Origin of the sequence: Pseudomonas sp. PS01299 (assembly GCF_029960145.1) — a bacterium.
Lineage (GTDB): Bacteria > Pseudomonadota > Gammaproteobacteria > Pseudomonadales > Pseudomonadaceae > Aquipseudomonas > Aquipseudomonas putida_A.
The window spans coordinates 23,165-37,030 of sequence record NZ_JASCPO010000044.1 but is presented as its reverse complement, the minus strand read 5'-3'; the positions used below and the strand labels follow the sequence as shown (position 1 = coordinate 37,030).

General features: G+C 60.5%; 14 protein-coding genes and 1 pseudogene. 1 reads left to right on the top strand and 14 read right to left on the bottom strand.

The window, feature by feature from the left end:
- Window positions 1–95 precede the first annotated feature (95 nt).
- Window positions 96–206, bottom strand: a pseudogene (locus QMX91_RS10770) (flagella biosynthesis chaperone FliJ); the annotation flags it as partial.
- A gap of 136 nt (window positions 207–342) precedes the next feature.
- On the opposite strand from QMX91_RS10770, the gene QMX91_RS10765 reads away from it, so the two are divergent.
- Complete coding sequence (locus QMX91_RS10765) at window positions 343–690, top strand: hypothetical protein (RefSeq protein WP_253149419.1); 348 nt, start codon at window positions 343–345, stop codon at window positions 688–690.
- 35 nt (window positions 691–725) lie between these two features.
- Here QMX91_RS10765 and fliJ read toward each other — a convergent pair whose 3' ends face one another.
- From fliJ to QMX91_RS10700, 13 genes are all read right to left on the bottom strand, one after another.
- Entirely contained in the window at window positions 726–1,175 is a 450-nt protein-coding gene (fliJ, locus tag QMX91_RS10760) for a flagellar export protein FliJ (RefSeq protein WP_095139370.1), read from the bottom strand.
- Window positions 1,176–1,181: 6 nt separating this feature from the next.
- Window positions 1,182–2,540, bottom strand: a complete 1,359-nt coding sequence (gene fliI, locus QMX91_RS10755) for a flagellar protein export ATPase FliI (RefSeq protein ID WP_282412695.1) — start codon at window positions 2,538–2,540, stop codon at window positions 1,182–1,184.
- Complete coding sequence (gene fliH, locus QMX91_RS10750; protein WP_225137980.1) at window positions 2,530–3,336, bottom strand: flagellar assembly protein FliH; 807 nt, start codon at window positions 3,334–3,336, stop codon at window positions 2,530–2,532. The genes fliI and fliH overlap by 11 nt, the downstream gene beginning before the upstream one ends.
- A gap of 4 nt (window positions 3,337–3,340) precedes the next feature.
- Window positions 3,341–4,360, bottom strand: coding sequence for a flagellar motor switch protein FliG (gene fliG / locus QMX91_RS10745; protein ID WP_007920042.1), 1,020 nt, complete (start codon window positions 4,358–4,360; stop codon window positions 3,341–3,343).
- Entirely contained in the window at window positions 4,353–6,140 is a 1,788-nt protein-coding gene (fliF, locus tag QMX91_RS10740) for a flagellar basal-body MS-ring/collar protein FliF (RefSeq protein ID WP_282412694.1), read from the bottom strand. The genes fliG and fliF overlap by 8 nt, the downstream gene beginning before the upstream one ends.
- Window positions 6,141–6,155: 15 nt before the next feature.
- Complete coding sequence (fliE, locus tag QMX91_RS10735; protein WP_025111944.1) at window positions 6,156–6,485, bottom strand: flagellar hook-basal body complex protein FliE; 330 nt, start codon at window positions 6,483–6,485, stop codon at window positions 6,156–6,158.
- Between the two features lie 232 nt (window positions 6,486–6,717).
- Entirely contained in the window at window positions 6,718–8,097 is a 1,380-nt protein-coding gene (locus QMX91_RS10730) for a sigma-54 dependent transcriptional regulator (protein WP_282412693.1), read from the bottom strand.
- A gap of 5 nt (window positions 8,098–8,102) precedes the next feature.
- Window positions 8,103–9,296, bottom strand: a complete 1,194-nt coding sequence (locus tag QMX91_RS10725) for an ATP-binding protein (RefSeq protein WP_282412696.1) — start codon at window positions 9,294–9,296, stop codon at window positions 8,103–8,105.
- 125 nt (window positions 9,297–9,421) lie between these two features.
- Window positions 9,422–10,897: a sigma-54 dependent transcriptional regulator gene (locus QMX91_RS10720; RefSeq protein ID WP_003222863.1), complete on the bottom strand. Its 1,476-nt coding sequence runs from the start codon at window positions 10,895–10,897 to the stop codon at window positions 9,422–9,424.
- A 172-nt stretch (window positions 10,898–11,069) separates the two neighbouring features.
- The gene (locus QMX91_RS10715; RefSeq protein WP_007966233.1) at window positions 11,070–11,366 is read right to left on the bottom strand and encodes a hypothetical protein; all 297 of its coding nucleotides are present in this window, start codon (window positions 11,364–11,366) and stop codon (window positions 11,070–11,072) included.
- Window positions 11,367–11,377: 11 nt separating this feature from the next.
- On the bottom strand, window positions 11,378–11,776 hold the full coding sequence (gene fliS / locus QMX91_RS10710; protein WP_027614233.1) for a flagellar export chaperone FliS: 399 nt from the start codon (window positions 11,774–11,776) through the stop codon (window positions 11,378–11,380).
- Between the two features lie 129 nt (window positions 11,777–11,905).
- A complete protein-coding gene (fliD, locus tag QMX91_RS10705; RefSeq protein WP_098967835.1) occupies window positions 11,906–13,375 on the bottom strand; it encodes a flagellar filament capping protein FliD in 1,470 nt (489 codons plus the stop codon).
- 83 nt (window positions 13,376–13,458) lie between these two features.
- On the bottom strand, window positions 13,459–13,818 hold the full coding sequence (locus tag QMX91_RS10700; RefSeq protein WP_027614231.1) for a flagellar protein FlaG: 360 nt from the start codon (window positions 13,816–13,818) through the stop codon (window positions 13,459–13,461).
- Window positions 13,819–13,866 lie beyond the last annotated feature (48 nt).

The following is a 13,866-nucleotide window of genomic DNA, read 5'->3' as shown; positions in this document are numbered from 1 at the left end:
GCTCGCGAAGGCAATCGGTCAGTTGACTGAGGTGTTGACTGACACGACGCCTTCGCGAGCAAGCCCGCTCCCACAGGGAGTTTTTGGGCAATTTGAAAAGGGTTGTGTCGCGGCAGGCGCTGCGACAACTGGTCCAGCAGCTTCTGCTCACGCTTGTCTTCGAGGCGTTGCGCCTCTTCGCGGTAGCACTGCGCCCATTTGCGCAGGAGCACCGAGGCCCTGCAGCTACTCCGCGACTGCCGCTTGTCGTCACTGTCAGATCTGACAGTAGACCGAGGAAAGAGATATAGCCCTTAATCAAGCGGCAGCAAATTTGCTGCGCTCAGGTCAAAGGACTGCATCATGAAATCGCCTAAAGTTGAACTTTTCGGAAAACCGTCCCTGCATAACACCGCGTCACCAACCATCATCACGTACGCAGAATACGAAGATGAGAAATCCGGCGTTATAGCGAGCTACCCTGGTAAAAAAGGCGACTTAATTATGATTTACTTTATAGCCGACATCGGCTATCCCTCCTCGGAAACGCGCACACTCACAACTGATAGGTTTGAATTCTTAAGACTCATCGGTACTGCCAATGATTGGGATATTGTGGGCAAAAAGATACATGCGTTCTTCACCGTAATACGTGACTCCAAGCTTCTGGGCTTTTCCGAAATGTTCAATTTCGAAATATTGGACAAGTGACTCAGACCATCCTCTAACACCACTGCTGCGGCACATCAATACGGATCGTGCCGCGGCAAGCGCTGCGACAACTCGTCCAGCAGCTTCTGCTCGCGCTTGTCTTCGAGGCGTTGCGCCTCTTCTCGGTAGCGCTGTACCAGTTTGCGCAGGCCTTCGACCTTGGCAAACGCCTGCTGCCAGGCGTCGCGCGCCTTGATCAGGTTGTTCTGGTGCCAGACCAGACTCTGGCGCTGCTGGTCGATCGCGGTGTCCAGTTGCGCGAGGAAGCCGTGATAACCCAGCAGCCATTGCCCGGAAACCCCGTCGCTGCCGCGCACGATCCACTGTTCCTGATAATCCAGACGAAAGGCGTCGAGGTCGGCGAGTTTGCTTTCAGCGACTTTGACCTGGCCTTGAAAGTAACCCAGGCGTTGCACGGCGGTTTTCTCGGCCTGTTCGGCCATTTCCACCACCGGTGCCAGACGCGCAGCTCGGCTCACGGCCATGGCCGGTTACCCGCCCGCCGCAGGCGCGAACAGGGTTTCGAGGTAAGCCTGGCTCTCGCCCATGTTGATCTTGTCGTTGAGGCCCTGCCGCTGGTAGCGGGTCAGTTGCGGTTGCAGCGAGATCGCCAGATCGGTCTCGCGGTCGCCACCGGAGACGTAAGCGCCGACGCTGATCAGATCGCGGCTCTGCTGATAGCGCGACCACAGCTGCTTGAAGTACTGCGCGCGCTGCATGTGCTCCGCCGAGACCACGGCCGGCATCACCCGGCTGATCGACGCTTCGATGTCGATGGCCGGGTAGTGCCCTTCCTCGGCCAGACGCCGGGACAACACGATGTGGCCGTCGAGCACGCCCCGCGCCGAGTCGGCAATCGGGTCCTGCTGGTCATCGCCTTCGGACAATACGGTGTAGAACGCAGTGATCGAACCCCCGCCCTTCTCCGCGTTACCGGCGCGCTCCACCAGTTTCGGCAGTTTGGCGAACACCGAAGGCGGATAACCCTTGGTCGCTGGCGGCTCGCCGATGGCCAAAGCGATTTCCCGCTGGGCCTGGGCGAAACGGGTCAGCGAATCCATCAGCAACAGGACGTTCTTGCCTTTGTCGCGGAAATACTCGGCGATGCGCGTGCAGTACATCGCCGCGCGCAGACGCATCAGCGGCGCATCGTCCGCCGGCGAGGCGACCACCACCGAACGCTTGAGGCCTTCTTCACCGAGGATGTGCTCGATGAACTCTTTAACTTCTCGACCCCGCTCACCGATCAGACCGACGACGATAATGTCGGCCTCGGTGAAACGGGTCATCATGCCCAGCAGCACCGATTTACCGACACCGGTACCGGCGAACAGGCCCAGACGCTGACCACGCCCGACCGTCAGCAGGCCGTTGATGCAACGGATGCCGACGTCCAGCGGTTCGTGGATCGGGTCGCGATTGAGCGGGTTGATCGTCGGGCCGTCCATCGGCACCCAGTCCTCCGCCTTCATCCCGCCCTTGCCGTCAAGCGCGCGTCCGGCGCCGTCGAGTACACGACCGAGCATGCTCATGCCCATCGGCAGGCGCCCGGTTTCGGCCAGTGGCACCACGCGGGCGCCCGGGGCAATGCCGGCGACGCTGCCGACCGGCATCAGAAAGACTTTGCTGCCGGAAAAACCCATGACTTCCGCTTCCACCTGGGACGGGTGATAGCTGTCGTCATTGATGACCAGGCAGCGCGTGCCCATGGCGGCACGCAAGCCTTCGGCTTCGAGGGTGAGGCCGACCATGCGCAGCAGGCGGCCTTCGAGAATCGGCGCGCCGGCGATTTCAGTGGCTTCGGCATAGGTGCTGAGGCGCTTGGCGAAACTGGTGCGTTCAAGGCGCATCGGGGGTGTCCGCGAGCGGCTCTTGCGGCGCAGCCGTCAGTTGGCTTTCTTCAGGAATGTCCAGGCTCAGGTCCGGCGCGGCCGGGTGCAGAGCCTGTTCGTGCAACTGGTCGAACAGTTTGGCCATGACCTGGGTCACGCGGGTCTCGATGCTGGCGTCGATGCGGCTGTGCTCGGTTTCAACCCGGCAACCGCCCGGCAAAAGCGAGTCGTCTTCGACGATGCGCCAGGATTCCTCATGACGCTCGCGCAAGGCCTTGGCCTGCTCGAAGTCCTGCGGATTGACGTACAGACGCACGTTGTCCACGCCCAACGGCAGCAGCTTGAGCGCGTCGCGCATGACGTGTTCGATCTGGCTGGAATCGATGGCCAATTCGCGCTTGATCACCTGTCTGGTGATGTGTTGCACGAGGTCGACCAGCGACTTTTCGATCTGCGTGTCCTGCTCGGCAATCGGCTCGAACAGATGGGTCATCAGTTGCTCGAGGCTGGCCAGTTTCGCCGCCAGCGCCACTTCGGCTTCCTGACGCACCTTGAGCGTGGCGCTGTGAAAACCCTCTTTCTCGCCGATGCCAAAGCCCTCGTTGTAAGCCTCCTGACGGATGCTTTCGAGCTCTTCCAGGGTCAGTGGCTGGACTTCTTCCAGCGGCACTTCTTCCATTTCCGGCGGCTCGGGCTCCGGTTCCGGCTCGGGTTCCGGTTTTGGCGGATCGAAGCTGGGCAGTGCCCAGGATTCGAAACCACGGACATCGCGGGCGCGGATCAGATCCGTCACTGACTCGTCATGCTTGTCCATGGGCTTAGATCATTTCCTCGCCGCCCTTGCCACCGAGCACGATTTCGCCGGCTTCGGCCATGCGACGGGCAATGGTGAGGATTTCTTTCTGCGCGGTTTCCACGTCGCTGACGCGCACCGGGCCTTTGGCTTCGAGGTCGTCGCGCAACAGTTCGGCCGCACGCTTGGACATGTTCTTGAAGATCTTCTCCTTGACGCCTTCGTCCGAACCCTTGAGGGCCAGTACCAGCACGTCGGAGGACACTTCGCGCAACAGCGCCTGAATGCCACGATCGTCGACATCGGCCAGGTTGTTGAACACGAACATGAGGTCTTCGATCTGACCGGACAGGTCTTCGTCGACTTCGCGGATCGAGTCCATGAGCTGGCCTTCGATCGAGCTGTCGAGGAAGTTCATGATGTCCGCCGCACGCTTGATGCCACCCAGGGTGGTGCGCGAGGCATTCGAGTTGCCGGAGAACTGCTTCTCGAGAATCTGGTTCAGCTCTTTCAGCGCCGCCGGTTGCACGGTATTCAGCGACGAGACGCGCAGGATGATGTCCAGACGCACCTTGTGGTCAAAGTTGCCCAGTACTTCACCGGCCTGATCCGGGTCGAGGTACGCCACCACGATCGCCTGGATCTGCGGGTGTTCATAACGGATCACGTCGGCAACCGCGCGCGGCTCCATCCATTTCAGGCTGTCGAGGCCGCTGGTGTTGCCACCGAGCAGGATGCGGTCGATCAGGCCGTTGGCCTTGTCTTCGCCCAGGGCCTGGGTAAGCATTTTGCGCACGTAGTCGTCGGAGCCGACGCCGAGGCTGGTCTGGTCGCCGACGATGTCGACGAACTCGCTCATGACCTGCTCGACCTGCTCGCGATGGACGTTGCCCATCTGGGCCATGGCCACACCGACCCGCTGAACCTCTTTCGGGCCCATGTGGCGCAGCACTTGCGCGGCATCGGTCGAACCCAGGGACAGCAGCAGAATCGCGGCTTTGTCGACCTTGTTCAGTTTGACGGTTGCGGCTCGGTTATCACTCATCTGCGTTAATCCACTCTTTCACGACCTGAGCCACGCGACCCGGATCCTCGGCCACCAAGCTCTTGATTGCATTCAGTTGTGCGTCGTAACCCTCACTCGGGCTCGGCAACAGAATGCTCTGCGGACCACCGAGGCTCACGCGGTCGTTGGCCAGGTCGCCGTCCAGGCCGCCCATGCCACCGAGTTCCACGTCGCTGCCCAGACCGGCCAGCTCCTTGCCTTTGCCGCCGCCGGTGATGTTGTTCAACACCGGACGCAGCACACCAAACACCAGCACCAGGATGAACAACACACCCAGCACTTGTTTGACGATGTCCCAGAACCATGGCTGGGAGTAGAACGGAATATCGGCAACCACTTCACCGCGTTCGGCGGAGAACGGCATGTTGATCACGCTGACGCTGTCGCCACGGCTGGCGTCGAAACCGACCGCGTCCTGCACCAGACGGGTGAAGCGCGCCAGTTCATCGGCGCTCCACGGTGCGCGGGTGGTTTCACCGTTGGCCGCATTGACCTTGACCTGATCGTCGACCACCACCGACACCGACAGACGATTCAGGCGACCCTGCTGCTGTTTGGTGTGACTGATGGAACGGTCGAGCTCGAAGTTCTTGGTGGATTGTTGACGCTTGTCTGCCGGGTACGGCGCGAGCATCGGCTGGCCGGTGGCCGGGTCCATGATCTGCTGACCGTTGGCATCCACCAGTGGCTGGCCGGGTTGAATCATGCCGGCCGGCGCTGCAGCGCCACCGGTGGTTTGCGGTGCCGAAGCCGGCGCCGGCGGCTGGTTGCTCAGGGCACCCGGCACGCCTTGCGGACCATTGCTGGCGGTGCGTTGTTCGTTGACCGACTGCTCGCTGCGCAACGCCGGTTGGTCCGGGTTGAACTGCTCGGCGGTGGATTCGACGGCACTGAAATCGACGTCGGCCGAGACTTCAGCCTTGTAGCGATCGTTGCCCAGTACCGGCTGCAGAATGTTGTGTACGCGCTGGGTGAGCATGCTTTCCATGCGGCGGCTGTAATCGAACTGCTTGCCGGCCATGGTCATTTCGGAGTTTTCCGCCTGATCGGAGAGCAGGTTGCCCTTCTGATCGACGACGGTGATCTGCGATTTGCTCAGTTCAGGCACGGAGGTCGCCACCAGGTTGATGATCGCGACCACCTGACCCGGCTCCAGCGAACGCCCGGAGTACAGCTCGACCAGTACCGAAGCGCTTGGCTTGCGCTCATCACGCACGAACACCGAACTTTTCGGAATCGCCAGGTGCACGCGGGCACCCTTGACGTTGTTCAGGCTGGAGATGGTGCGCGCCAGTTCGCCTTCCAGACCACGACGGTAACGAGTCGCTTCCATGAACTGGCTGGTGCCCAGACCCTGTTCCTTGTCGAGGATTTCGAAACCGATGTTGCCGTCGCTGGGAGTGACACCAGCGGCCGCGAGCTTGAGGCGCGCACGGGACAGGTCATCGGCCTTGACCAGCAAGGCGCCGGAGTTCGGCTCGACGGTGTAGGGAATGTCGGCGGAGGCCAGGGTATCCATGACCTGCTTGGCGTCCATGCCGGCAAGGCTGCCGTACAACGGACGGTAATCCGGCTGCTGCGACCACAGCACCACGGCAAAGCCAATCGCCACGCTCGCAGCCAGGCCGACCAACAGGCCCACCTGACGCAGCATGGTCATCTCGGAGAGGTTTTCCAGGAAGGACAGGCCGAACAGCGGCGGTTTGCCGTCTATCGGGGTGGCCTTGGCCGGAACGTTATCGGCGACTGCTTCTGCCATGACTCAATCTCGTCCTTAAACCGGCATCTGCATGATGTCTTGATAAGCCTGAACCAGTTTGTTGCGCACCTGGGTCAGAGCCTGGAACGACACGCTGGCTTTTTGCGAGGCGACCATCACGTCCGTCAGATCGACGCCGCTCTTGCCGATTTCAAATGCGTTGGCCAACTGAGTCGACGCCTGCTGGGTATCGCTGACTTTGTTGATGGCCTGACCGAGCATGTCGGAAAAGCTGCTGCCTGCCAGTTCAGGGACGGCGGCAGTCGATTTCGGCGTGGCCATGGCGTCCATTTTCATGGCCTTCATGTCCATCATCAACCGATTAAATTCAATACCTTGGCTCATGGTCTACTCTCTTGGGCGGCCCGCAATTTTTTGACACTCACTCGGCGGGTACACAGGTGTTAGCAACAAGGGTGCCAGCTCGGCGGACTTATTCTATAAAAGCCCATCAAGGCACCGTGAAATCACTGTGGGAGCGAGCTTGCTCGCGAAGAGGGAGAATCAGTCGACATTTTCGCAACTGCCCCACCGCTTTCGCGAGCAAGCTCGCTCCCACAATTGACAGCGACAACGTTCAGGTGGCGAACAGATAACCTTCGACGTCCATCCCGGCATCACGCATCTGCGCCAGTTTGTAGCGCAGGGTACGCGGGCTGATACCGAGCTTTTCCGCAGCCTCCTTGCGGCGGCCACGCTCGGTGCGCAGGGTGTCGATGATCATCTGAAACTCCCGGCGCCGCAGGTCATCGCCCAGCGCCCCGGCGGATTCAGCCTCGACTTCGATCTCGCGCACCAACGGCTGCACCGGCGCCGCGGTGTAGGTCACTGCGCCGGTCAGGCAGAAATCCTGCGGCTGGATCAAACCGCCCTGCTGCAGAATCAGCGCGCGTTGAATCGCGTTATCCAGCTCACGCACGTTGCCCGGCCACGGGTAGTGGGTCAGGCAAGCCTGGGCTTCTGGCGAAAGTTTCGCCGCCGCATGCTTCATTTTATTGACGTGCTTGCTCAGTAACCGCTCGGCCAGCGGCAAGATATCGGCAGTGCGCTCGCGAAGTGGACGCCAGGCCAGGGGAAAAACCGACAAGCGGTAGAACAAGTCTTCACGAAAACGCCCCGCCGCCACTTCGCCAGCCAGATCACGGTTGGTGGTCGCCACCACGCGGATGTCCAGGGTGATCGGTTTGCGCGCGCCGACGCGCTCGACCTCGCGCTCCTGCAACACCCGCAGCAACTTGGCTTGCAGGCCCAGGGGCATCTCGGAAATCTCGTCGAGCAGAATGGTGCCGCCATCGGCTTGTTCGAACTTGCCGGCCTGGGCCGCGATGGCGCCGGTGAACGAGCCCTTCTCGTGACCGAACAGCGTGGCCTCGAGCATGTTGTCGGGAATCGCCGCGCAGTTGATCGCGATGAACGGCTGATTGGCACGATGGGAATGCTGGTGAATGTAACGCGCCAACACTTCCTTGCCGGTGCCGGACTCGCCGGAGATCAGCACCGTGGAATCACTGCGTGCCACCCGCGCCGCCAGCTCGAGCAACTGCGCACTGGCCGGCTCGACCGCCACCGGACCTTCGCAATCTGTGGTGCTGATGCTGCCCAAGGCATGCCGCGACACCAGGTCCAGCAGAGCCTTGGGCTCGAACGGCTTGACCAGGTAATCCGCCGCGCCCTGACGCATCGCATCGACCGCACGCTCGACCGCGCCGTGCGCAGTCATCAGCAACACCGGCAATTGCGGCTGCCGGGCACGCAGCAAACCGAGCAGTTGATGGCCATCCATGCCGGGCATGTTGACGTCGCTGACCACCAGACTGAACGCTTCGCGCTCGACCGCCTGCAACGCCTCTTCGGCGCTGCCGACTGCATGGTAGTCGTGGCCCGCCAGCAACAGCGTATCGGCCAGCGCTTCGCGCAACGAGCGGTCATCCTCGACCAGCAAAACCTTGATGCCCATGACGTTTACTCAGCTCCGTGTACAGCGGAAAACAGCGGCAGGATCACCTGCGCGCACGTGCCGCGCCCGACTCGCGAGCGCAGCTGCAATTCTCCCTGATGTGCCCGCGCCACTGCCTTGACCACGGTCAGGCCCAGCCCGGTGCCGGTGACTTTGGTGGTGAAAAACGGTTCGCCGAGACGCTCGAGCACCAGCGGATCAATGCCGCTGCCGCTGTCGCTGACACACAGGCGCAGGCTGTTGTCGCGGGTGTAGCAGTGCACTTTAAGGCGCACGTTGCCATCGCTGGCCTGTATCGCGTTTTCGATCAGATTGAGGATCGCCCCGACCAGGGTGTCGCGGTTGCACAGCAGTTCGCCGGCATAGCTGTCGCACTGCCAGCGGATTGGCAGATCCTGCACATGGGTCAGCGCCGCCGCTTGCAGCGCCTGCATCAGAGTATTCGGGGTGATGCGGTCGGTCAGTGGCAGCTCGCCACGGGCGAACACCAACATGTCGCTTACCTGATGCTCCAGCTCATGCAGGCGTTCTTTGAGACGGCCAGCGAAACGCTGCTGGGTGGCGACCGGTAATTCCTGCTCAGTCAAATGACTGGCGTAGAGCAACGCAGCGGACAACGGCGTGCGGATCTGATGGGCCAGCGAGGCGACCATCCGTCCCAGCGACGACAGACGCTCGTGGCGCGCCAGTTGATCTTGAAGGTGGCGGGTTTCTGTCAGGTCGTTGAGCAGCACCAACTGCCCCGGCTCGGCATCCAGCGAGCGGGTGGCAATCGACAGGCGTCGACCGTTTTTCAGAGAAATTTCATGACCGTCGTCTTCACGCGGGGCGAAGCAACGGGCGATGACGTGGCGCCACAACTCGCCTTCCAGCGGCAGCCCCAACAAATCGATCGCCGCCGGGTTGGCTTCGCGCACCATGCCGTGGCCGTCGATCACGATGACGCCACCGGGCAACAGATCGAGGAGGTTTTGCAGACGGTTGGCCAAGCGTTCTTTTTCGGCCAGCTCCTGCATGCGCTGGGCACTGACCACCGCCAGCTCGCCCTTGAGCTCGGTAACCCGGGCTTCAAGCATGCTGTAGGAATCGGTCAGTTGACTGGACATCTGATTGAACAGCGCGAACGCCTGCTCAAGCCCCAGGCGGCTCGCCTGCTCTACGGACGACGGTTGCCCCTCGGCATGGGAGGCAGATGACATCTGGGCGTGGGGCATTGTGTTCTCTCGCTTGGCTGACCGTCAGTTAAACGGAACGTTGCGAGGGATGTAGCAATACCCGTGCCTAAAAAAAACTGCTTATAAATGAAGGCGTTGAAAAACAGGCGTCAATCATCCGCCTGTTCGTCTCCTTCGCGCCGGCTCATGCCGTACTTGCGCATCTTCTCCACCAGCGTGGTGCGACGAATGCGCAGGCGTTCGGCGGCACGCGCCACGATGCCATTGGCGTCGTCCAGCGCCTGCTGGATCAGGCCCTGCTCCAGACCACCGAGGTAGTCCTTGAGGTCCAGGCCTTCCGGCGGCAGCATCGCGTTGGCGGTGAAGTCCGGCGTATGACCGTTGATCGCCACGCGCTCTTCGAGATCGCTGCGCAGGCTGTCGACCATCTGCTCGTCTTCGTCGTCGACGTAGCGGAATTTCTTCGGCAACTCGACCACGCCGATCACCCCGTACGGATGCATGATCGCCATGCGCTCGACCAGGTTGGCCAGCTCACGGACGTTGCCCGGCCAGCCGTGACGGCACAGCGACATGATCGCCGCCGAGTTGAAACGGATCGAACCGCGCTTTTCGTGTTCCATGCGCGAGATCAGTTCGTTCATCAACAGCGGGATGTCTTCGACGCGCTCACGCAGCGGCGCCATCTCGATCGGGAACACGTTCAGGCGATAGTAAAGGTCTTCGCGGAAGGTGCCGATCTCGATCATGCTTTCGAGATTCTTGTGGGTCGCGGCAATGATGCGCACGTCGACGCTCTGGGTCTTGTTGCTGCCCACGCGCTCGAAGGTGCGCTCCTGCAGCACGCGCAGCAGCTTGACCTGCATCGGCAGCGGCATATCGCCGATTTCGTCGAGGAACAGCGTACCGCCGTTGGCCAGTTCGAAACGCCCGGCACGGCTGGTGATCGCACCGGTGAAGGCGCCCTTCTCGTGGCCAAACAGTTCGCTTTCCAGCAGCTCTGCCGGGATCGCCCCGCAGTTGACCGGCACGAAAGGCGCGTCGCGACGCTTGGAGTGGTAATGCAGGTTGCGCGCAACCACTTCCTTGCCGGTGCCGGACTCGCCGAGGATCAGCACGCTGGCGTCGGTATCGGCCACTTGCTGCATCATCTGCCGGACGTGCTGAATCGCCCGGCTGGTGCCGACAAGGCTGCGGAACAGGTTGGGCTCGCGATGACGACCGCGCTCGCGGGCCTGGTCGTACATCTCGCGATAGACCTGGGCACGGTGCAGGGAGTCGAGCAGTTTGCTGTAGCTGGGCGGCATTTCCAGGGTCGAAAGCACCCGGCGGCGCTGGTCTTCCGGCAGGTCGACGGAAGAATTATCGCCCATCAGCAAAACCGGAAGGAACTCATCCCACGTCGAGAGTGTCTTTAACAAGCCCAAAAGTGCACCCGGAGCATTTACCGTCCCGATCAGTACACAGATGACTTCACGACTCGATGACAAAGAGCCGACAGCCTGCTGCCAGTCATGGCTGCCGCAGGGTAAATTTTCTTCGCCGAGAAAATTTAAAATCACCGCCAGGTCGCGGCGGCGGACGCTATCGTCATCGATCAGCAGAATTTTGGTTTCACGCCACATGCAATAGCAACTTCCCTAGTCAACTCAATGCCCGAAAAATGGGGCAAGCGAGACGCTTGCAGGACACCTTGTGCCTGTAGACGCCTGAAATCTGAAAACAGCCACTAGTTAAGTCAAAAAACCGTGCACAGTCAAATTTATGGCGCACATGTCTGGATTAACTGGGGGTTAATTAACCAAACAGATGGTAAACCTTTGCCGCCTTTTGCGCTTGGGTGATCTGCGACATCTCGTTGGCTATCGCCTGGCGCTCACCCATGGCCGCCTCAAGTAGCTCCTTGTAGACATGGAGCAATTCCTCAAGGTTACTGCGCAAGGCCTCCTCATCCAGCGAGGCCTCGGCCATGACGTCTTCCATGCAGGAACGGCAAGCCAGATCCAGCTCGCCAATGGCTTCCCAGTTGCGTTCGGCCAGCGCACTGACCAGCGCTTCACGGGTGTCGGCGATTCGCTGCAATACAAGACTCATGGTGCTCTCCTTTAAAACTGCGGAGCAGGCTCGGGGGCGATGGCATCCCAGCCTTCTTTGACCGTGCTCAGCAAGCCGGCGACCTCATCGAGAATGCGCGGATCGCTGTTGATGTTGGCCTCGGCGAGACGCTTCATCATGTAGATGTACAGCCCGTCCAGATCGGCCAGTTCATCGGCACACTTTTCCAGATCCAGACCTTCGCGCAGCCCGCTGACAATGCCAATGGCCTTGCTGATCGAGGTGCACTTGCCAGGAATATCCTTGCGCTCGATGGCACCCTTGGCCTGAGCGATGCGGGCCAACCCGCCTTCCATCAGCATTTGCACCAGACGGTGCGGGCTCGCCTCGGATGTCTGGGCGTGCGCGCCGACTTTCTGATATTGCCGAAGGGCTAACATTGGGTTCATGTTCTACCTCATTGCCACAATGACTCGTATAACCAGTGTATCGCCAACGAATCACAGAACTTTAGATCAAAAGACAAAAACCCGGCGCACGCCGATAAAGCGTAGCCGGGTTTTTGTCGTTCTTGCAGGTTACTTCGCGGACTGCTGAGCGTTCAGCGAGCTGAAGAACGACGTGATGTTGCTCGCCGTCGCCTTCATCTGCCCTACCAGCAAGTCCATGGCGTTGTACTTGGCCGTCAACGTCTTGGTCAGGTTGGCAACACGCAGATCCAGCGCCAGTTGCTGACTGGTCAGGTTCCGGGTGTTGTTGTTCAGGATGGACATGCGCTGATCAAGCAGGCCTACGGCAGTAGGGGCGCTACCGGCAGGCGCCTTCAGATACGGATCCACCGCCTTGTTCATGCGTGCCAGCAGACCGTTGGTGTCGTCGGTCCCGGTGAACATCTGCTGCACCTGGCCAGCCTTGCCGGGCTGAGCCATGGTTTTGGTGAACGCAGCAGTATCAAACGTCAGGTTGCCGGTGTTGCGGTCGGTCATCACACCGATCTCCGACAGATAGGACAAAGAACCCTTTGCACCAGCAGGAGCAGTCAACTGGCCACGGATGTCGGCGATCAGCGAACGCGGCAACGAGTCACCGGTAAACGCCGCCTGCACTGTCAGTTTGCCGTCTTCATCAGGCGTAGCCTTGGAAAGCGTATCGATAGTGGTCTTCAGGGTGTTGTAGGCGTCAACAAAGGCCTGAACCGAGGCCTGCAGCCCTTTGGTGTTGGTATCGACACTGACAACGGTCGGCGTGGCAACGCCACCAACGAGAGGACTGACAGTGGTCAGATTCAGGGTCAGGCCGCTGATTGCACCACTGACCGTATTGCTCTTGCTGGAAACCTGCAGGCCGTCGATGGTCACCTTGGCATCTTGTGCAAGGCCATTGACGTTGCCAGAGGCGCCTGCCGCCGGATTGGTACCCATCGGCTGAGTACCGTCGATCTCCAGACCGGCAATCCCGCTGACAGAGAGGTCGGTACCGGCGCCCGTCTTGTTCGAGCTGATCACCAGGCGCGAAGCACCACTGCTGTCGGTCACGATGTTGGCAGAAATACCATTTGAGCCCTGAGCCGTGTTGATTGCGTCACGGGTGCTCTGCAAGGTCGCATTGGCCGGGATCGTGACATTGTAATCAGTGCCATTCTGACTGATTTTCAGGGTACCACTCGGAATGGCACTGGCAGCACCGCCGGCGAAAGAAGCGCTGGCGACTTTCGAGCCAGTGGCCAATTGATTGACAACAACGTTGTAAGTCCCCGACACCGCGGTGTTATCGGAGGTGGCGCCGAGAATCGCTGTGTTGCTCGAGGTCGCCGTGAAGCCGGCAAATGCCGGGTTGGTCTTGCTGCCCAGGTTGGTCATCGCCGTCTGGTACGCGGTCAGCGCACTCTTCAACGTGCCGACACCGGAAATCTTCAGGGTATTGGTTTTGGTCGCGGAATCGATCTGCGTCTGCTTCGGCGACTTGTCGGCGTTGACCAGCGCGGTCACGATCGCGCCGATGTCCAGGCCGGAACCCAGTCCGGAACCCGGTAGAATTGGACTTGCCATGTGCATCTCCCTTCAGATTGTTGCCAGACTTTTGACCCATCCAGGCGTCATTCAAGAAAGACAAACACTATTCATGCCAGCTATCAGACTTTGGCGTCGAACAACACATGGCTTGCGTTGGCGAGGCTGTCTGCGAGCTTGAGTGCTTCTGCGGAGGGGATCTGGCGTACGACCTCACCCGTCTCGCTTGCGATCACCTTGACGATGACCTTGCCAGAGTGCTCGTCGATCGAGAACTCCAGGTTACGCTTGATCGATTGAACGAACTTCTCGATCTCTTGCACGGCCAGTTTCAACTTGGCGTCATCCGTTTGCTGACTTTTCCTGTCAGCGACCGGAGCGTCGGCCGGTGCAACTTTTGGCGTCTCCGACGGCTTATCAGCAACAGGCGTCGCTGGCTTGGGAGCCGGATAAGACACGTTAAGCTTTACGCTCATGTCCATGCTCATCACCTCCTAACGTAAAAAAGCGAGAGAGCGCGACCAGCGCAC